14 protein-coding genes are annotated in these 19,650 nt (G+C 58.5%); 10 read left to right on the top strand and 4 right to left on the bottom strand.

The genetic code is table 11. The features are described 5' to 3' along the window. Position 1: 1 nt before the first annotated feature. Positions 2-2,122: a bifunctional 23S rRNA (guanine(2069)-N(7))-methyltransferase RlmK/23S rRNA (guanine(2445)-N(2))-methyltransferase RlmL gene (gene rlmKL / locus I6G83_RS15270; protein WP_128144963.1), complete on the bottom strand. Its 2,121-nt coding sequence runs from the start codon at positions 2,120-2,122 to the stop codon at positions 2-4. A gap of 103 nt (positions 2,123-2,225) precedes the next feature. Here rlmKL and I6G83_RS15265 point away from each other — a divergent pair, with 103 nt between their 5' ends. Next, the gene (locus I6G83_RS15265; RefSeq protein ID WP_054305495.1) at positions 2,226-3,329 is read left to right on the top strand and encodes a YcbX family protein; all 1,104 of its coding nucleotides are present in this window, start codon (positions 2,226-2,228) and stop codon (positions 3,327-3,329) included. Between the two features lie 2 nt (positions 3,330-3,331). Here the strand turns inward: I6G83_RS15265 and I6G83_RS15260 are convergent, their stop codons facing one another. After that, entirely contained in the window at positions 3,332-3,880 is a 549-nt protein-coding gene (locus tag I6G83_RS15260) for a cell division protein ZapC (RefSeq protein WP_015671790.1), read from the bottom strand. A gap of 235 nt (positions 3,881-4,115) precedes the next feature. After that, positions 4,116-5,126, bottom strand: coding sequence for a quinone-dependent dihydroorotate dehydrogenase (gene pyrD, locus I6G83_RS15255; protein WP_054305494.1), 1,011 nt, complete (start codon positions 5,124-5,126; stop codon positions 4,116-4,118). Between the two features lie 310 nt (positions 5,127-5,436). On the opposite strand from pyrD, the gene ssuE reads away from it, so the two are divergent. From ssuE to I6G83_RS15225, 6 genes are all read left to right on the top strand, one after another. Continuing rightward, positions 5,437-6,009 carry an NADPH-dependent FMN reductase gene (gene ssuE, locus I6G83_RS15250; protein WP_054305493.1) on the top strand — a complete coding sequence of 191 codons (573 nt, stop codon included), beginning with the start codon at positions 5,437-5,439 and terminating at the stop codon, positions 6,007-6,009. 35 nt (positions 6,010-6,044) lie between these two features. Next, positions 6,045-7,013: a sulfonate ABC transporter substrate-binding protein gene (locus I6G83_RS15245; RefSeq protein WP_072186088.1), complete on the top strand. Its 969-nt coding sequence runs from the start codon at positions 6,045-6,047 to the stop codon at positions 7,011-7,013. 16 nt (positions 7,014-7,029) lie between these two features. Continuing rightward, positions 7,030-8,178 carry an FMNH2-dependent alkanesulfonate monooxygenase gene (ssuD, locus tag I6G83_RS15240; RefSeq protein ID WP_054305492.1) on the top strand — a complete coding sequence of 383 codons (1,149 nt, stop codon included), beginning with the start codon at positions 7,030-7,032 and terminating at the stop codon, positions 8,176-8,178. A gap of 10 nt (positions 8,179-8,188) precedes the next feature. Then, positions 8,189-8,983 carry an aliphatic sulfonate ABC transporter permease SsuC gene (gene ssuC, locus I6G83_RS15235; protein ID WP_015671785.1) on the top strand — a complete coding sequence of 265 codons (795 nt, stop codon included), beginning with the start codon at positions 8,189-8,191 and terminating at the stop codon, positions 8,981-8,983. Continuing rightward, positions 8,980-9,753: an aliphatic sulfonates ABC transporter ATP-binding protein gene (gene ssuB, locus I6G83_RS15230; protein WP_054305491.1), complete on the top strand. Its 774-nt coding sequence runs from the start codon at positions 8,980-8,982 to the stop codon at positions 9,751-9,753. The genes ssuC and ssuB overlap by 4 nt, the downstream gene beginning before the upstream one ends. A 162-nt stretch (positions 9,754-9,915) precedes the next feature. Beyond that, positions 9,916-11,679, top strand: a complete 1,764-nt coding sequence (locus tag I6G83_RS15225; RefSeq protein ID WP_072186090.1) for an acyl-CoA dehydrogenase family protein — start codon at positions 9,916-9,918, stop codon at positions 11,677-11,679. 58 nt (positions 11,680-11,737) lie between these two features. Here I6G83_RS15225 and pepN read toward each other — a convergent pair whose 3' ends face one another. Continuing rightward, positions 11,738-14,353, bottom strand: a complete 2,616-nt coding sequence (pepN, locus tag I6G83_RS15220) for an aminopeptidase N (protein WP_054305489.1) — start codon at positions 14,351-14,353, stop codon at positions 11,738-11,740. 422 nt (positions 14,354-14,775) lie between these two features. Here pepN and I6G83_RS15215 point away from each other — a divergent pair, with 422 nt between their 5' ends. The 3 genes from I6G83_RS15215 to asnS all read left to right on the top strand — a co-directional run bounded on the left by I6G83_RS15215 (position 14,776) and on the right by asnS (position 19,546). Continuing rightward, positions 14,776-16,476, top strand: coding sequence for a GGDEF domain-containing protein (locus tag I6G83_RS15215; RefSeq protein WP_054305488.1), 1,701 nt, complete (start codon positions 14,776-14,778; stop codon positions 16,474-16,476). Positions 16,477-16,734: 258 nt separating this feature from the next. Further along, on the top strand, positions 16,735-17,940 hold the full coding sequence (gene pncB / locus I6G83_RS15210) for a nicotinate phosphoribosyltransferase (RefSeq protein WP_054305487.1): 1,206 nt from the start codon (positions 16,735-16,737) through the stop codon (positions 17,938-17,940). Positions 17,941-18,145: 205 nt separating this feature from the next. Next, positions 18,146-19,546 carry an asparagine--tRNA ligase gene (gene asnS / locus I6G83_RS15205; protein ID WP_054305486.1) on the top strand — a complete coding sequence of 467 codons (1,401 nt, stop codon included), beginning with the start codon at positions 18,146-18,148 and terminating at the stop codon, positions 19,544-19,546. The last annotated feature ends 104 nt before the right edge of the window (positions 19,547-19,650 follow it).

The following is a 19,650-nucleotide window of genomic DNA, read 5'->3' as shown; positions in this document are numbered from 1 at the left end:
ATTACTTTCCTTCGCCGGCATGGCTGACCAGCCAGCAGTTGTGAATCTGACGGTTACGGGCAAAGTCCTGCGACAGCGTCTGATTGGTGATCTCTTTCGCTTCCAGACCCAGGGCCTGCAGCCCGTCGAGATCCATGCGGAAACCGCGCTTGTTGTTCGAGAACATAATGGTGCCGTTACGGCGCAGCAGCCGTTTTAAATCCGTCATCAGCGCCAGATGGTCGCGCTGCACGTCAAAGGTGTTCTCCATCCGCTTGGAGTTGGAGAAGGTCGGCGGATCGATAAAGATCACGTCGAACTGTTCGGCGGCATTATGCAGCCATGACAGGCAATCCGCCTGTATCAATCGGTGCTGCCGCCCGGTCAGGCCGTTGGCGCGCAGGTTTTTCTCCGCCCATTCCAGATAGGTGCGCGACATATCGACCGTAGTGGTGGAGCGCGCGCCGCCCAGACCGGCGTGCACGCTGGCGCTGCCGGTATAGGCGAACAGGTTGAGGAAATCTTTCCCTTTGCTCATCTCGCCCAGCATACGGCGCGCGATGCGGTGATCCAGGAACAGGCCGGTATCCAGGTAGTCGGTCAGGTTAACCCACAGCTTGGCGTTAAACTCTTCCACCAGCAGGAACTCGCCCTTCTGCGCCAGTTTCTCATACTGGTTTTTCCCCTTCTGCCGCTCGCGGGTCTTCAGCACCAGCTGGTTGGACGGCAGCTCCAGCACCGCCAGCGTGGCGTTGATCACGTCAAACAGCCGCTGACGCGCCTTTTGCGCATCGACCGTTTTCGGCGGCGCGTACTCCTGCACCACCACTTTGCTGCCGTAGCGATCCACCGCAACGTTATACTCCGGCAGGTCGGCGTCATACAGGCGATAGCACTCAATCCCCTGCTGCTTCGCCCACTTATCCAGCTTTTTAACGTTCTTACGCAGCCGGTTGGCGAAATCTTCCGCCACCTGAATGCCGCCGCTGCCCTGCGGGTTTTCCGCCAGCTGATAGTTTTTCTGTACGCAGTCCAGCGGGCCGTTTTTGGCCTTATACTGGCGCTCGGCGCGCAGCTGCAGGCAGCTCAGCAGCTCCGGCGAAGCACTGAACAGCGACAGCTGCCAGCCGCCGAACGCGCTCTTCATAATGCGCCCCAGCATGTTGTGCAGCGCAATCAGCGCCGGTTCGCTTTCCAGGCGTTCGCCATACGGCGGGTTGCTGAGTACGGTGCCCGTCGGGCCTTCCGGCAGCGGATTGCTCAGCTTGCTGACGTCATTGACGTTAAAGGTAATCAGTTCGGCGACGCCGGCGCGGCGGGCGTTGGCGCGCGCCATATCAATCACCCGGCGGTCGATATCCGAGCCGAAGAAACGCGAGGTGGTTTCCTGCAGCCCGCGGCGGGCGCGCACCTGCGCTTCGGTCACCACTTCACGCCACAGCTCGGCGTTGTGGCCGTTCCAGGCGCTGAAGCCCCAGTGCTGGCGATGCAGCCCCGGCGCGCGATCGGCGGCGATCATCGCCGCTTCAATCAGTAAGGTACCGGACCCGCACATCGGATCCAGCATCGGCGTGCCAGGCTGCCAGCCGGAGCGCTGTACGATCGCCGCCGCCAGAGTCTCTTTCAGCGGCGCCTGGCCGGTCAGATCGCGGTAGCCGCGCTGGTGGAGACCCTCACCGCTCAGGTCGAGCGCCACGCTGGCCATATCGCGCTGCAGGAAGACGTTGATGCGGATATCCGGCTGCTGTTTCGCCACGGTCGGGCGCTGGTCGATTTTGCGGGTAAAGCTGTCGACGATGGCGTCTTTCACTTTCAACGCGCCGTACTGGCTGTTGCGAATCTCTTCGTTCACGCCGCTGAAGTGCACGGCGAAGGTTTTATCCACGCCGAAAATCGACGTCCAGTCGATCGCCTGCACGCCAAGGTAGAGATCCAGATCGCTGTGCACGCGGAATTCATTCAGCGGCAGCAAAATGCGTGAAGCCAGGCGGCTCCACAGCAGACTTTGGTACAGAAGACGATCGTCGCCTTGAAAATGTACCCCGCCCTGCACGACTTTACAGGCGTGGGCGCCAAGCCGCTCCAGTTCGCTTTTTAACAGTTCTTCCAATCCACGCGCTGTGCTAGCAAACAAAGAGTTCATATCGTACTTATCACCAAAAAGAAAATTGTTGCGCATTATAGCTAATCCGCACCGCTTGTCATAAAGTTGCTCCTCTCTATTTACAAAACCCACGGAGGCAAGGGTGATCACGCTTTCTCGGCTTTACGTCCATCCGGTGAAATCCTTACGCGGCTTGCAGCTTTCCCACGCCCAGGTGGCGAACCACGGACTGGCGTTCGATCGCAGCTTTATGATCACCAGCCCCGACGGCACCTTTATTACCGCGCGGCAATATCCGCAGATGGTGCTGTTCACACCGGCGCTGCTGGCGGACGGCCTGTATCTGACGGCGCCCGACGGCGACAGCGCGACCATCCGCTTTGACGACTTTGCCGCCGAGCAGCAGCCGACCGAAGTGTGGGGCAACCATTTCACCGCCCGGGTGGCGCCGGCGGCCATCAACCAGTGGCTGAGCGGCTATTTCCAGCGTGACGTCCAGCTGCGCTGGCTCGGGCCGGCGCTGAGCCGCCGCGTGAAAAAACACCCGGAGGTGCCGCTCTCCTTTGCCGACGGCTATCCGTTCCTGCTGATCAATGAGGCCTCATTCCGCGATCTGCAGCAGCGTTGCCCCGCCGGCGTCAAACTGGAGCAGTTTCGCCCTAACCTGGTGGTGACCGGCGCCGCGCCCTGGGCCGAAGACGGCTGGCAGGTGATCCGCGTGGGCGAGGTGATGTTCGATCTGGTCAAACCGTGCAGCCGCTGCGTGCTGACCACCGTCAGCACCGAACGCGGACGCAAACACCCGAGCGGCGAGCCGCTGACGACGCTGCAAAGCTTCCGCACGGCGGATAACGGCGATGTGGATTTTGGTCAGAATATGATTGCCCGCAACAGCGGAATTATCCGCGTTGGCGATACGGTGGAGGTGCTGTCGAACAAACCGCCGCGCCCGTACCACGCTGGCAAGGTAACCGAAAAGGTGCAGGCGCCGCAAAACCAGGCGCAAAGCCTTACCATCGACTATCAGGGCCAGGTGTTTAGCGGCAACAATCAGCAGATTTTACTGGAGCAGTTAGAGCAGCAGGGCATCCGCGTACCCTACTCCTGCCGGGCGGGGATCTGCGGAACCTGCCAAATGACGCTGGTCAACGGCGAAGTGGCGCCGCTGACAAAAAGCGCAGTGGCGAATGACGGCACGATTCTGTCTTGCAGCTGTATACCTAAAAGCGACCTGACGTTACGTTAGGCTCAGACCGCTCTGTCATACGCCGGGGCGGTATCGGCATCGTGCGCATAGGGCTTCAGGCGGTCGTGCATCACCTTGATGGCGTCGCCGAACACCATGGTGCGCCCCGCTACCGTCAGCTGTCCCTGCGCCAGTAAGCACAAGCTGGCGTTATCGCCGGCTTCCACCACCAGCAGCCGCGCATCCTGTCCGCTGTCCATCACCTTGACCGCCGCCAGCTCGCCGTTTTTCGGCTGCAGCGGGAAATGCTGCTGGGCAAAGTGCCAGCTCTTCGGCATCAGCGGCTTGAGGAAGCGGTAGGCCACCAGCGCGTTCAGCACCAGCTCCGCACGCTGCTCGTGACTGAGTTTGGTGCGTTTGCACTGTTCTTCATAGGTAAAGTACAGCGCGGCATCCTCGACGCAAAACGCGCATTCGTTAAAGGCGTCCGGCGTCAGCATCTTGGCCGGAAAACGCGAACGAAAGATCATCCCGTTGGCCAAATCAAGCATCAGCCGGTCGTGTTCGGCGTCAAAATACCAACGCCAATTATCGTCAGGTTTTATCTTCATCGTTTGTCCTTTATCGCCACTCGCCAACGAATATATCCGGCATAAAAAGAAGCCGCGCTCGCGGTGCGCCGCTGCTCAAACCGGTCATATAATTTACCCCAAAGGGTGAGTTTACCACCGAAAATCTGGTCTAAACATCGGATAATTCCGCGAACGATATTTAGCCTAATGGACAAAATATAGACGAGCCGGGGGAATAAATAAACCCCCGACAAGGTCTGAAAGGAAAAAAATATCAGATGTGGTTAACGATATCTTTAATCAAACGCGGACCGTGGTAGATAAAGCCGGAATAAATTTGCACCAGCGTCGCCCCCGCCGCTATTTTTTCACGCGCGGCGGTCAGGGAATCAATTCCGCCGACGCCGATAATCGGCAGTTTGCCCTGTAGCTCCTGCGACAGACGACGGATCACTTCGGTGCTGAGCGACTGAACGGGACGGCCGCTCAGGCCGCCGGCCTGCTCGCAGTAATTTAATCCCTGCACCAGTTTACGATCCAGCGTGGTATTGGTAGCGATGACCCCATCAATATTATGGCGAACCAAACTGTCGGCAATTTGGATCAACTCTTCTTCAGAAAGATCCGGCGCGATCTTTACCGCGACCGGCACATATTTGTGATGGCGCTCATGTAACTCCGCCTGCTTATTTTTAACCGCCGCCAAAAGATCGTCCAGCGCTTCACCATACTGCAGGGATCTTAATCCCGGGGTATTCGGCGATGAGATGTTGATCGCAATATAACCGGCATACGGATAAACTTTATCCATGCAGATCAGATAATCGTCTTTGCCCTCTTCAACCGGCGTATCTTTATTCTTGCCGATATTAATCCCCAGGATGCCGCCAAAGTGGGATTTTTTGACGTTATCAACCAGGTTATCCACGCCGTGGTTATTAAAGCCCATGCGGTTGATAATGCCTTCCGCTTCAACAATGCGGAACAGGCGAGGCTTATCGTTGCCCGGCTGCGGACGCGGCGTCACGGTGCCGATTTCAATAAAGCCGAAGCCCATCGCACCCAGCGCATCAATGCATTCGCCGTTTTTATCCAGACCGGCGGCCAGCCCCAGCGGGTTCTTAAAAGACAGCCCCATGCAGGTAACCGGTTTGGTCGGCACCGACTGGCGCACCAGAAATTCGAAAGGGGTGCCGGTGACACGGCGCAGTTGCTGGAAGGTCAATTCATGCGCGCGCTCTGGATCGAGCTGGAACAACGCTTTCCTGATGAGGGGGTAGTACATGTACTCTCCTGATTTCCCGGTTATCCCCAGAATGCGGAAGTGGCCGCCGCATCCCGAACGCTATTGGGTTAGTTACAAACCGGGGGCGTATTATCCGGGATCCCCGGCGTAATTGGAATTGATTCCGCGCAAAAAAAGCGTTTTTTACGCAAACGTTTTCCCGCCGATCCCGCCTCATACCGCCAATCCGCATTTGCGCATAACCAAAGCCAAAAATGAGATTTAAAAAACCGGCCGCTTTGCTGTTAGCTTTAAAACACTTACTCATCTTTTACTCATTAAACCTAACTTTTAGTTATAAGGATTGGTTATGCGCGTTATAACTCTGGCCGGCAGCCCGCGTCTCCCCTCCCGCTCCGCGGGGTTACTGAATATTGCCCAGTCATGGCTGCAGCGGCGCGGCGTTGAGGTGGAGCCTTACACCCTGTATGACTTCGACGCCGAAGATCTGCTGCGCGCCAATTTCAACAGCCCGGCGATTAAAACCTTCGCCGCCCGCCTGGCGCAGGCCGACGGGTTGCTAATCGCCACCCCGGTGTATAAGGCGTCATTTTCCGGCGCGCTCAAAACCCTGCTGGACCTGCTGCCCGAACGCGCGCTGGAACACAAAGTGGTGCTGCCGCTGGCCACCGGCGGCTCCGTCGGCCATATGCTGGCGGTGGATTACGCCTTAAAGCCGGTGCTATCGGCGTTAAAAGCCCAGGAGGTGCTGCACGGCGTCTTTGCCGATGACGGCCAGCTCACCACGCAGGGCGAGCGGTTAACCCCCAGCGATGCCGTGGCGCTGCGGCTGGAGGAAGCGCTGAACAGCCTTTATCTGGCGTTGAGCCGTCGTCAACCTGCGCCCTCCTCCGCAGAGGCGTTGCTGCAGACGCAATCCTGACCCTGCCGATAAACACCACCAATAAGGAAATAATGATGACGCGACTTTCTTCCTGGCGCCGCTGGCTGCAGACCACATCGCTGACGGCCGCTCTGACGCTGGGCGTGGCCTACGGCGCCGCGGCCGATCCCGGCCCCCAGCAGCTGCGCATCGGTTACCAAAAAGGCTCCGTCAGTCTGGTGCTGGCGAAAAGTCATCGTCTGCTGGAACAGCGTTTCCCGCAGACCAAAATCAGCTGGACCGAATTCCCCGCCGGGCCGCAGATGCTGGAGGCGCTGAACGTCGGCAGTATTGATGTCGGCAGCACCGGTGATATTCCGCCGATCTTTGCCCAGGCCGCCGGCGCCGATTTGCTGTACGTCGGCGTAGAGCCGCCCAAGCCCAAGGCGGAAGTGATTCTGGTGCCGGAAAACAGCCCGATCCACGACGTTGCCGAACTGAAGGGGCACAAGGTCGCCTTCCAGAAAGGCTCCAGTTCGCACAATCTGCTGCTGCGCGCCCTGCAGCAGGCCGGCCTGAAATTTACCGACATCAAGCCGGTGTATCTGACCCCGGCCGACGCCCGCGCCGCCTTCCAGCAGGGCAACGTCGACGCCTGGGCGATTTGGGATCCCTACTACTCGGCGGCGCTGCTGCAGGGCGGCGTACGGGTGCTGACCGACGGCAGCAAGCTCAACCAGACCGGTTCGTTTTATCTGGCCGCCCGGCCATATACCGAAGCCAACGGCGCGTTTATTCAACAGGTGCTGAAGGTGCTGACGCAGGCTGACGCGCTGTCCCGCAGCGACCGCGAGCAGAGCATCGCCCTGCTGGCCAAAACCATCGGCCTGCCGCAGCCGGTGATCGCCGCCTACCTGGATCACCGGCCGGTCACCACCATTACGCCGCTCAGCGCCGACACCATCAAAGCCCAGCAGCAAACCGCCGATCTGTTCTACGCCAATCATCTGGTGCCGGTGAAGCTGGATATTTCCCAACGCGTCTGGCAGCCCAGCGCCCAATAATTGAGGAGAGCTTATTATGAGCCTGAATATCTTTTGGTTCTTACCCACCCACGGCGACGGTCACTATCTGGGATCGAGCGAAGGGGCGCGCAGCGTCGATCACGGCTATCTGCAACAAATTGCCCAGGCGGCCGACCGCCTGGGATTCGGCGGCGTGCTGATCCCGACCGGACGCTCCTGCGAAGACTCCTGGCTGGTGGCCGCGTCCCTGATCCCCGTCACGCAGCGGCTGAAATTCCTGGTGGCGCTGCGCCCCGGCATTATCTCCCCGACGCTGGCGGCGCGGCAGGCGGCAACGCTGGATCGCCTCTCCAACGGCCGCGCGCTGTTTAATCTGGTCACCGGCGGAGACCCGGACGAACTGGCGGCCGAAGGGCTGCACCTTAACCATGAAGAGCGCTATGAAGCCTCGGCGGAGTTTACCCACGTCTGGCGCCGGGTGCTGGAAGGGGAAACCGTCGATTTCAGCGGTAAGCATATTCAGGTCAAAGGCGCCAAACTGCTGTTCCCGCCGGTTCAGCAGCCGCGACCGCCACTCTACTTCGGCGGCTCGTCGGCCGCCGCGCAGGATCTGGCCGCCGACCAGGTAGAGCTGTATCTGACCTGGGGCGAGCCGCCGGCGCAGGTGAAACAGAAGCTGGACGAAGTACGCGCCAAAGCCGCCGCCAAGGGCCGTAAGGTGCGCTTCGGCATCCGGCTGCATGTGATCGTGCGTGAAACCAACGACGAAGCCTGGCGCGCCGCCGACCGTCTGATCGCCAATCTGGACGATAAAACCATCGCCGACGCGCAGCAGGCTTTCGCCCGTTTTGATTCGGTCGGCCAGCAGCGCATGGCGGCGCTGCACGGCGGCAAGAAAGATAACCTTGAGATCAGCCCTAACCTGTGGGCGGGCGTTGGCCTGGTGCGCGGCGGCGCCGGCACCGCGCTGGTGGGCGACGGCCCGACGGTGGCGCAACGCATCCGGGAGTACGCCGATTTAGGCATCGACACCTTTATTCTTTCCGGCTACCCGCATCTGGAAGAGGCCTATCGCGTTGGCGAACTGCTGTTCCCGCATCTGGATGTCGCGCAACACGCCGCGCCGGCGCCGCTGCGTCCGGTCGCGCCTCAGGGGGAAGTCATCGCCAATATCTATGCGCCGCAGCGGGCGTCGCAAAGCTAAGGAGCCAGTTATGAGCCATCGCACACAGCGCCTGCTGCACCGTTTAGCCCCCTGGATCCTGCCGATCGCCCTGCTGGTTTTCTGGCAGATCGCCGTTGAGGCCGGCTGGCTCTCCAGCCGCATTTTGCCGGCCCCCAGCGCCGTTGCGACGGCGTTCTGGACGCTGACGCAAAGCGGTGAACTTTGGCAGCACCTCACCATCAGCAGCTGGCGCGCGCTGATCGGTTTTGGCATCGGCGGCAGCCTTGGCTTGCTGCTGGGCCTGATCAGCGGCCTGTCCCGCTGGGGGGAACGCCTGCTGGACAGCTCGGTGCAGATGCTGCGCAACATTCCGCATCTGGCGCTGATCCCGCTGGTGATCCTGTGGTTCGGTATTGATGAATCGGCAAAAATCTTCCTGGTGGCGCTCGGCACCCTGTTCCCGATTTATCTCAATACCTATCACGGCATCAAAAATATCGACCGCGGGCTGCTGGAAATGGCGCGCAGCTATGGCCTGAGCGGTTTCCGCCTGTTTACCCAGGTGGTGCTGCCCGGCGCGCTGCCTTCCATCATGGTCGGCGTGCGCTTTGCGCTGGGGCTGATGTGGCTGACGCTGATCGTCGCCGAAACCATTTCGGCCAATTCCGGCATCGGCTATCTGGCGATGAACGCCCGCGAATTTCTGCAAACCGACATTGTGGTGGTGGCCATCGTGCTCTACGCCCTGCTCGGCAAACTGGCGGACGTCAGCGCACAGTGGCTGGAACGCCTGTGGCTGCGCTGGCACCCGGCTTATCAACTGAAACAAGGGGAAGCATCATGACGACTCCGACCCGTATTCCCCAGGGGACGCCCGTCACCCTGGAGTCCATCGCCAAGCGCTACGGCAACCGCACGGTGCTGGATAATCTGCAGCTACGCATCACCTCCGGCCAGTTTGTCGCCGTGGTCGGCCGCAGCGGCTGCGGCAAAAGCACCCTGCTGCGCCTGCTGGCCGGGCTGGAAAACGCCAGCAGCGGCGCGTTGCTCAGCGGCAGCGCGCCATTAAGCAGCGTGAAAGAAGACACCCGGCTGATGTTTCAGGATGCGCGCCTGCTGCCGTGGAAAAAGGTGATTGATAACGTCGGCCTGGGCCTGCGCGGCGACTGGCGTGACGCGGCGCGTCAGGCGCTGGCGGCAGTCGGCCTGGAGGAGCGGGCCGACGAATGGCCGGCGGCGCTGTCCGGCGGCCAGAAGCAGCGGGTCGCTCTGGCGCGCGCGCTGATCCATCGGCCGCGTCTGCTGCTGCTGGACGAACCGCTGGGCGCGCTGGATGCGCTGACGCGCATCGATATGCAGGGGCTGATTGAAAACCTGTGGCAACAGCATGGCTTTACCGTGCTGCTGGTCACCCACGACGTCAGCGAAGCGATCGCCCTGGCGGACCGCGTGATACTGATTGAGCAGGGACGCATCGGCCTGGATATGGCTATCGACCTGCCGCGACCGCGCCGCAAAGGCTCGGCCAGGCTGGCTGAACTGGAGGCGCAGATCCTGGAACGGGTGCTGTCGCCGGCTGCAACCGCAGAACCGGCGCGCCAGGCGGCGAATTAATCTCCTTCCAGCGCTTCCGCCTGCTGCGGCAATCCGGAAGCGCTGAAGTTTACACCCCACAGACAATATTCTCTTGCCCCCTATTTAGCACGCCAGACGCTAAATACTATGCTTTTCCATAATGAGAACTGCCTTAATGCCATACTCAGCATGGATGAAATAATGATTCACTCTCCCGACCACTATCAGCAGATCCGCCATACGTTAAAACAGCTAAGCCAAACCGAACCTTTCCAAAGAAATATCAGTGGATTAACACGATCTGCGCAGATCGATCACCTGTATACGCTGATGCAACAGGTCACCACTGCAGTACCTCTGAGCGGGCGCGACATACTTGACGATATGCGTAAACTGCTGACCGTGATGGAGTCGCCGTGTATAACGGCCAACTTTGGTCTGTCTCCCTTGCTTGCCAGCCACTATAACCTGTGCCTGGGAACCATTATGGCGCTGGCGGACCCTTCTTCTACCGCCATACGGCAATATATCGCCGAACTTGAAGCGGTCAGCAGTAAAGGACTCTATATGGTCACCGAGATCGATGTCGGTAACAACGCCATGAGCCTGCAAACCGAAGCCCATTATGACAGTCAGGCCCGACAATTTATCATCAATACGCCAACGCCGGGCGCCTGTAAATTTATGCCCTACCTCTCTGCGCAACAACCCAAATTGGCTATCGTAATGGCACGGCTGTTTATAGAGGCGCGGGATTGCGGCATTCACCCGTTCATTGTGCGCTGCCGCGACCATAAAGGTCGGTTGCTGCCGGGGATTCAGACTAGTGATATCGAAGATGTGGATATTTATTCCGTTTCTTACGTCGATCACAGTATTACCGCCTTTCATCAGGTAAGGGTTCCGCACCACGCTTTTCTTGGCGGCAGGCTGCATCAGGTGACGCCCGATGGCAAATTCATCACCCGCGCAACGTCACACCGGGAAACATTCTTTCATTCGCTGTGCCGGATTGAATGGGGAAAAATCGTGTTAACCGCCGCGCTGATTTCTCCGTTAAAAATGGCCGTCGCCAGCACCGTACACTATCAGACACACCGCAAGCTCAATACCCGAGAAAAAGAAATTAACGTCGCCGATATCCTGATCAACAAAACTGAAGCGGCAGATGCCTACGTCACCGCCGCGGCCTCCATCGCACTGTATGAAAACCGAAAAGAATATTGCCTTAACAACGCGCTGGATGCCTCACAGCTACAGTTTCATGCCAGCATCGTCAAAAGTATGGTGGTTGAACTTTCCCGCGAGGCGATCAGAAAATGTCTGATGCGCACCGGCGTGCACGGTAAACTGATTCGCAACCGCATCACACTCGCGATGATGGTGAACGACCACACCGCAACCGCAGAAGGCGACAGCCTGCCGGTGCTGATGAACATCGCCAAACGGCTGCTGAAACCATCGTCAGTGACGCAAACAGCCGAAGAGCCCCCCTACCCGCGGCTTTCCGCCCGGCATATCATGGCGCTACTGCAGACAAAGGAACATGCGTTGAGAGACAGGCTCGCTACCCTAATGGCCACCGCACAAGATGCAAACCACGCCTGGAATGAACATTCCGATCTGGCCTATCAACTGGCCTGGACGCACGGTGTGCGCGCCGCGCTTGACGCGCTGGCGCCGCAGCCGGACATACAGGCCGCCTTTGCGTTAAGCCAACTGCTCAAAAATGCCGTGTGGTTTATCACCCAACAGGCCCTCACACCCGAAGAGTTTGGCGAAGCCGAGGAGAAGCTGCGCCGCTTATTGGTCGATATCTTCGAACGGCGCGCCGTCAACGCCGCTGAAGAGTGGGATATTGCCGATTTACTGGCGCAGACCGAGATCGGCGCAACAGATATGGGCGAATACTGGCTGCAACACACCCGGCTAGAACCGCGCTTCACCCCAACCTCCCTGCGCTGATGCCGGACAGAAAAACGCCCGGTATCACCGGGCGTTTTTTGGCAAAAAACAATTTCCGTCAGGCATCCAACGCCTTGCTAATCTTCTCAAACAGATCGCCGGACAGATTCTCCAGCCCCTTCAGTTGCTCCAGCGCTTTACGCATCAGCGCCTGACGGCCAGCGTCATAGCGCTTCAGACGGATCAGCGGTTCAATCAGGCGCGCCGCCACCTGCGGGTTGCGCGTGTTGAGATCGCTGAGGATCTCCGCCAGGAACTGGTAACCGCTGCCGTCAGGCGCATGGAACGCCGACGGGTTCGCCGAGGCGAACGCCCCCACCAGCGAACGGGTGCGGTTCGGGTTGCTCAGGCTGAATGAGCGATGCTGCAGCAAACCGCGCACCGTGTTCAGCACGTCGGCCGCCGGGCTGGTGGCCTGCAGCACAAACCATTTGTCCATCACCAGTCCGTCCTGATGCCAGCGCTCGTCGAACGCCGTCATCAGTGCGTCGCGGCAAGGCAGCTGTGCGGCCACCGCCGCCGCCAGCGCCGCCAACGAGTCGGTCATATTATCCGCCTGGCGGAACTGCTCAGCCACCAGCGTATCGGCCTGCTGCGCATCACCGAAGGCCAGATAGTGCAGACAGGTATTGCGCAGCGCGCGTTTGGCGATATCGCCATGCTCAACGCGGTAGCCGTCGGTGCGGTTGGCGCGGTATACCGCCAGCCACTCGTCGGCCATTTCCTGCGCCAGACAACGGGTGATTGCGTCGTGCACCGCGGCGATCGCTTCCGGATCGATTTCGGCAAACAGTTCGGCCATCTCATTTTCCGTCGGCAACGTCAGGATCTGCGCGGCCAGGGCCGGATCCAGTTTTTCATCCAGCAAGACCGCCCGGAACGCATCCACCACGTGCAGCGGCAGCGACAGCGGCTGTTTCTGCTGGTGCTTGGCGACGTTCAGCTTGATGTAGGTCGCCAGCAGGCTTTGCGCGGCATCCCAGCGGGCAAAATCGTTGCGCGCATGCTGCATCAGGAAGGTCAGTTGCCCGTCGCTGTACGGATAGTCCAGCTTCACCGGTGCGGAGAACTCACGCAGCAGTGACGGCACCGGACGCTGCGCAACGCCGTCAAAAATAAAGGTCTGCTCCGCTTCGGTCACGTTCAGCACGTTATTAACCGGCAGGCCGTCCTTCTGCAGCACAATCACGTTGCCTTCGGAATCGTACAGTTCAATATCCAGCGGGATATGCAGCGGCTGTTTCTGCGGCTGATCGGCGGTCGGCGCGGTATGCTGGCTGACCTGCAGGCGGTACTGCTGCTGCTCGGCGTCATAATCATCGCGCACCGTCAGCACCGGCGTGCCGGACTGGCTGTACCAGCGGCGGAACAGGGACAGATCGACATTGGAGGCATCTTCCATCGCCTGCACAAAGTCATCACAGGTCGCCGCGCTGCCGTCATGGCGTTCAAAATAGAGCTGGATCCCCTTCTGGAAGTTCTCCTCGCCCAGCAGCGTATGCATCATGCGGATCACTTCAGAACCCTTCTCATACACCGTCAGGGTGTAGAAGTTGTTCATCTCGATCACTTTGTCCGGACGAATCGCGTGCGCCATTGGGCTGGCGTCTTCCGCAAACTGCGCGCCGCGCATCACGCGGACATTATCAATACGGTTAACCGCACGCGACCCCAGATCCGAGCTGAACTCCTGATCGCGGAACACCGTCAGGCCCTCTTTCAGGCTGAGCTGGAACCAGTCGCGACAGGTGACGCGGTTGCCGGTCCAGTTATGGAAATACTCATGCCCGATCACCGCTTCAATATTCAGGTAATCCTTGTCGGTCGCGGTTTCCGCCTTAGCCAGCACGTATTTGGAGTTAAAGATATTTAACCCTTTGTTTTCCATCGCGCCCATATTGAAGAAGTCCACCGCGACGATCATATAGATGTCGAGGTCATACTCCAGGCCGAAGCGGGTTTCATCCCATTTCATCGAATTCTTCAGCGAGGTCATCGCCCAGTCGGCGCGATCCAGGTTGCCGCGGTCAACAAACAGTTCCAGCGCCACTTTGCGCCCTGAGCGGGTCACAAAGCTGTCGCGCAGCACGTCGAAATCACCGGCGACCAGCGCAAACAGATAGCTCGGCTTCGGGAACGGATCCTGCCACTGCACCCAGTGACGGCCGTCGTCCAGTTCGCCTTCGGCAATGCGGTTGCCGTTGGACAGCAGGAACGGATAACGCTGTTTATCCGCCGTGATGCGGGTCGTGAAGCGCGCCAGCACGTCCGGACGGTCCAGATAGTAGGTAATATGACGGAAGCCTTCCGCCTCACACTGGGTGCATAGCGCCTCGCCGGACAGGTACAAACCTTCCAGCGCGCTGTTCTGCGCCGGATGAATATCGTTGACGATGGTGACAGTAAATTGTTCCGGCAAACCATCAATAATCAGCTGGTTATCCTGTTGGCGGTACGCCTCCCAGGGCTGACCGTCAATCTGCAGACTCACCAGCGTCACATCCTCACCGTCCAGCACCAGCGGTGCGCCGGCGGCGCCCTGACGTTTCACTTTGCTGACGGCGGTGACGCGCGTCGTGTCGGCGTGCAGATCAAAATCCAAATCAATGTCGGTGATGGTGTAATCCGGCGCGCGATAATCATGGCGATATTTCGCCTGTGGCTGTTGTGTCATACAAACCCTTTGACGTCTCAGTGAGTAACGGATAACGGGCCGCGATGTCCTGCACGGCACGGCGCACTGGCGCTCGGCGCCACCGCGACCCGGATTGTAAATAAACTGTATCACAGCCACGGAAAAAACCCAGAGACCACCGCATCCGCAGCAGAGAAATGCGCAGCGGATCATCCTCTGCCAGCCATTATTCAGCGACCACAGAGCACGAAAAGGAAAAAACAGCACGATATGCCAATAAAATAACCATGCGCAGCCATTTATCCAGACAAACCCGCCAGCCTGCAGGCCATCATTGTGTCCACCTCGCCGGCTGACTATTTATTTGTATTATTTCCTGACGTCGATCATTAAGATGGTGAAACATACGCGCCACGGCGGTGGTATCATTCCGGCTCCAGGCATGAGGACGCGCGGTTGTTATGAAAGTTAAATACCTTATTTATTTTTTTACCTTTTTATTAACCGCCTCGTTCACTATTGCAATTTGCGATGAGTGGGCGGAAGCCAAAAAGCAATATAACGACAGCGCCTGGAACCTGAATAAAACCCTGCACTCGGAAGAGGTATCTTCGGTGTTGCAAAATACCCTGCGGCTGCATACGGTAAAGCGCCTGAGCCTGGTCAATCCGGAGCTGAAGCCTGCGCTCTGGCAGGAAAGCGAACGGGAAACGCGTAACAACATCCGGCAGATACGCCGCTACGTCAACTCGGGTGCCCTGCAACACTTAACCACCCAGCAAAAAATCGACATCCGCTCCATGCTTAACCTGCTGGAGAAAATGCTGGATAACGATACCCAGCAACTGGCGCCGATGAATAATGCCATCCGTAATTTATTCAATATCAACAGCGCGTATTACATCACCCAGTCCAGCATGGATTATTACAGTTACACCTACGAAAGCCGTATTCTGAATGCCGACGCCTTTTTATTCCTCGAGTCAATCCGCCTGAATAATCAGCTTAATATCACCCTCACCGAGATTATCGATCAGCTGGTGGATATCACGCTCAACGGACAGAATGACAAAGAGTCCTATCTCAAAACCATCCAGTTGACCGGCGTGCTGAACGTGCTGAGTTCACGCCTGCTGTTTATGGAAATGGTTTATAGCGACCCGCAAATCAGCCGTATTATCAACCAACTGCTGGAAAAGCTTTCCCCGCAGCAAACCGACGGCCTGGCCGGCGAGCTGTACGATTCGATGGTCCATGGCAAAGCGTTCGACGCCGCACGCATTTACGCCTATGTCAAAGAGATGGACCGGCTGTCGCAGCAGCTTTTCCAGCGCAGCTTTGAGCTGGAGATCGCCAAATGCCGCAAGCAAATGTACCAGAGCCAGACGGCGATTAACGGCCTGTTTGCCTTTGCCTGGCTGCTCGCCCTGTTTCTGCTGATGCCGACCCTGATTTTCTGTTCCAACATCAGCCGTTGGCTGACCAAAACGCAAAGCAATATTCAGCGCCTTTCGCACGGCGATATGGCGATCGATGCGCCGGAGGTGTTTTACAGCCAGGAGCTGATTGCCATCACCGACGCCATCAATCAGCTCAAACAGTATCATTTGGAAAAGGTGCGGCTGGAGCAGGAGAAGCATGCGCTGATTACCGAGCTGGAGGCGTCCTCCTATCTCGACCCGCTCACCAACATTTACAACCGTCGCCGCTTCTTCCGTGACGCCGAACAGCTGCCGGACGCCAGCTACCCGCTGGCCTTCTGCCTGATCGATATCGATAACTTCAAGGCGCTTAACGACACCTACGGCCACAATATCGGCGACCTGGCCCTGGTGGCCTTTGCCGATCTGCTGCGCCACGCCTTCCGCGCCGAGGACATCTTCTGCCGTTACGGCGGCGAGGAGTTCGCCATCCTGCTGCACCACTGCGCGCTGCCGGACGCCAGAATGGCGCTGGAGAAACTGCGTCACAAGGTCCAGCGGCTGCGGCTGCCGGTTCCCGACGGGCAGCCGGTGCGTTATACCATCAGCTGCGGCATCGCCGCGGTGGCGTCCCCGCGTCAGCTGCAAACCGCGATAAAACTGGCCGATGAGGCGCTCTACTTCTGCAAGAAAAACGGCAAGGATCGGGTGGCGATCAACGACGGTTCAAGCTGCCGCTAAAAGCGCTGTTTAAAATAATTAACCTTATAATTTTTATCGCTAATTAGACTAAGTGATTCACTTTTCTTGGTTTATCCGCCTTTTCATTTCAGCGCCGCGCCGCGGCGGCGCATAAGCGCACGTTTAATCCTCGACCCGTTCCCCCGATTTATGGTGTGATGGCGCTTCAATAACAGGATAATCCGGGTATACTCCCCCATCTTTTTATGATTAACCGGATTTTGGAGACGCGCCCTGACGAGGATGCTGTAACGCGCTATGACTCAATACGCTTCCCCGATTTTGACATCACTGCTGGATACCGACGCTTACAAGCTCCATATGCAGCAGGCAGTGTTCCATCGCTATCCCGCGATCGACGTCGCGGCGGAGTTCCGCTGCCGCGGCGACGAGCTGCTGGGCGAGTACGCCGACGAAATCCGCGCGCAGGTCGCGCTGATGGGACAGTTGGCGCTGACCGAGGCTGAATACCAGTATCTCTCCGGGCTGCCTTTCTTCCGGCAGGATTACCTTAACTGGCTGCGCGATTTCCGTTACAACCCGCAGCAGGTCGCCATCGACAATCAGGATGGCAGGCTGCGGATCCGCATCGCCGGGCCGTGGCGTGAAGTGATCATGTGGGAAGTGCCGCTGCTGGCGGTGATCAGCGAAGTGGTGCACCGCCACCGCACGCCGGAGGTCACGCCCGCGATGGCGGTCGCGCAGCTGCGCAACAAACTGACGCAGTTCCGCCAGCTGACGCAGGATATCGATATCTCGCGCTTTAAGCTGATGGACTTCGGCACCCGCCGCCGCTTCTCACAGCCGGTGCAACAGGCGATCGTCAGCACGCTGCAGCAGGAGTTCCCTTATCTGGTCGGCACCAGCAACTACGATCTGGCCCACCAGCTGGGGCTGACGCCGGTCGGCACCCAGGCGCATGAATGGTTCCAGGCGCACCAGCAGATCAGCCCGGTGCTGGCCAACAGTCAGCGCGCCGCCCTGCAGGCCTGGCTGGATGAGTACCCGGATCAGCTCGGCATCGCCCTGACCGACTGCATTACCATGGACGCCTTCCTGCGTGATTTCGGCCTGCAGTTCGCCGAACGCTATCAGGGGCTGCGTCATGATTCCGGCGACCCGTTCGAATGGGGCGAAAAAGCCATCGCCCATTATCAGACGCTGGGCATCGACCCGATGAGCAAGACGCTGGTGTTCTCCGATAACCTCGATCTGGAGAAAGCGCTGGCGCTGTACCGCCGTTTCGATCGCCGCATTAATCTGGTCTTCGGCATCGGCACGCGCCTGACCTGCGATATCCCCGGCGTCAAGCCGCTGAATATTGTGATCAAACTGGTGGAGTGCAAAGGCAAACCGGTGGCGAAACTCTCCGACAGTCCGGGAAAAACCATCTGCCAGGACCAGGCGTTTGTCAAAGCATTGCGCAAGGCGTTTGACCTGCCGCTGGTGAAAAAAGCCAGCTGACCGTCGGCAAGCCGGGTGAGTTTTCAGCCGGCTTTTCTCTTCTTTATTACCCTTCCCGCCCCTACTCGCCGCGACAAGACAGAAATGTTGCGCCAATCTGGTGATTTCTGCTTGTGCTCTGCACCGCGGCAAGTAACATAGCAAGACCCCCATTGTCTTGGGTTGTAAGCTATTTCTTTATCAAATCAATTTAAGAGAGAAATTTATGAGCGTAGTGCCTGTATGCGACGTGCTGCAAGGGCGTGCTGCGGTTGACAGTGAAGTCACCGTGCGCGGCTGGGTGCGTACCCGAAGAGATTCTAAAGCTGGTATCTCCTTCCTCGCCGTTTATGACGGCTCCTGCTTTAATCCGTTACAGGCCGTCGTTAATAATTCTCTGCCGAATTATCAGGATGAAGTGCTGCATCTGACCACCGGCTGCTCGGTTGAAGTGACCGGCAAAGTCGTCGCCTCACCTGGCGAAGGCCAGAGCTTTGAGCTGCAGGCGACTGAAATCAACGTGGTCGGCTGGGTCGACGATCCGGATACCTATCCGATGGCCGCCAAGCGTCACAGCATCGAATACCTGCGTGAAGTGGCGCACCTGCGTCCGCGCACCAACCTGATCGGCGCCGTGGCGCGCGTGCGTCATACGCTGGCGCAGGCGATCCACCGCTTCTTCCATGAAAACGGCTACTTCTGGGTTTCCACCCCGCTGATCACCGCGTCCGATACCGAAGGCGCCGGCGAAATGTTCCGCGTGTCCACGCTGGATCTGGAAAACCTGCCGCGCGACGATAAAGGCGCGGTCGACTTCAGCGAAGACTTCTTCGGCAAGGAAGCGTTCCTGACCGTTTCCGGCCAGTTGAACGGTGAAACTTACGCCTGTGCGTTATCAAAAGTTTACACCTTCGGCCCGACATTCCGGGCGGAAAACTCCAACACCAGCCGCCACCTGGCGGAGTTCTGGATGATTGAGCCGGAAGTCGCCTTCGCGACGCTGGATGATTCCGCGGCGCTGGCCGAAAGCATGCTGAAATATGTGTTCCAGGCGGTGCTGGATGAGCGCGCCGACGATATGCAGTTCTTTGCCGAGCGCGTTGATAAAGACGCCGTTGAACGTCTGAAACGCTTTGTCTCTTCCGACTTTGCCCAGGTGGACTACACCGACGCCATCGATATCCTGCTGGCTTCCGGTCAGACCTTCGAGAACCCGGTGTCCTGGGGTATCGATCTGTCTTCTGAGCATGAGCGTTATCTGGCGGAGAAACACTTCAAGGCGCCGGTCGTCGTCAAGAACTATCCGAAAGACATCAAGGCGTTCTATATGCGCATGAACGACGACGGCAAAACCGTTGCCGCTATGGACGTGCTGGCGCCGGGCATCGGCGAGATCATCGGCGGTTCTCAGCGTGAAGAGCGTCTCGACGTGCTGGATCAGCGCCTGGCGGAAATGGGGCTGAATAAAGAAGACTACTGGTGGTACCGCGACCTGCGTCGTTACGGCACCGTGCCGCACTCCGGCTTTGGCCTCGGATTTGAGCGTTTAATCGCCTATGTGACCGGTGTACAAAACGTGCGTGATGTAATCCCGTTCCCACGCACTCCGCGTAACGCAAGCTTTTAATTAGCAACGCTAAACAAATTCACTACCATTTTGTTACAAAACAAAGGCCAGCTCTGCTGGCCTTTCGCATTTTTTATTCTTGACGAAGCTCACAAAGTTCCGTT

This window comes from Serratia rubidaea, assembly GCF_016026735.1.
Lineage (GTDB): Bacteria > Pseudomonadota > Gammaproteobacteria > Enterobacterales > Enterobacteriaceae > Serratia_B > Serratia_B rubidaea.
The sequence above is the reverse complement of the archived record's forward strand: the minus strand, read 5'-3'. Positions and strand labels throughout refer to the sequence as shown.

Excerpts from the sequence above, each read along its gene's own strand:
- I6G83_RS15215 (WP_054305488.1), top strand. The coding sequence starts at position 14,776 with ATGAAAGTTAAATACCTTATTTATTTTTTTACCTTTTTATTAACCGCC.
- ssuD (WP_054305492.1), top strand. The coding sequence starts at position 7,030 with ATGAGCCTGAATATCTTTTGGTTCTTACCCACCCACGGCGACGGTCAC.
- asnS (WP_054305486.1), top strand. The coding sequence starts at position 18,146 with ATGAGCGTAGTGCCTGTATGCGACGTGCTGCAAGGGCGTGCTGCGGTT.
- pncB (WP_054305487.1), top strand. The coding sequence starts at position 16,735 with ATGACTCAATACGCTTCCCCGATTTTGACATCACTGCTGGATACCGAC.
- ssuB (WP_054305491.1), top strand. The coding sequence starts at position 8,980 with ATGACGACTCCGACCCGTATTCCCCAGGGGACGCCCGTCACCCTGGAG.
- ssuC (WP_015671785.1), top strand. The coding sequence starts at position 8,189 with ATGAGCCATCGCACACAGCGCCTGCTGCACCGTTTAGCCCCCTGGATC.
- I6G83_RS15225 (WP_072186090.1), top strand. The coding sequence starts at position 9,916 with ATGATTCACTCTCCCGACCACTATCAGCAGATCCGCCATACGTTAAAA.
- I6G83_RS15245 (WP_072186088.1), top strand. The coding sequence starts at position 6,045 with ATGACGCGACTTTCTTCCTGGCGCCGCTGGCTGCAGACCACATCGCTG.
- pepN (WP_054305489.1), bottom strand. The coding sequence starts at position 14,353 with ATGACACAACAGCCACAGGCGAAATATCGCCATGATTATCGCGCGCCG.
- pyrD (WP_054305494.1), bottom strand. The coding sequence starts at position 5,126 with ATGTACTACCCCCTCATCAGGAAAGCGTTGTTCCAGCTCGATCCAGAG.
- rlmKL (WP_128144963.1), bottom strand. The coding sequence starts at position 2,122 with ATGAACTCTTTGTTTGCTAGCACAGCGCGTGGATTGGAAGAACTGTTA.
- ssuE (WP_054305493.1), top strand. The coding sequence starts at position 5,437 with ATGCGCGTTATAACTCTGGCCGGCAGCCCGCGTCTCCCCTCCCGCTCC.
- I6G83_RS15260 (WP_015671790.1), bottom strand. The coding sequence starts at position 3,880 with ATGAAGATAAAACCTGACGATAATTGGCGTTGGTATTTTGACGCCGAA.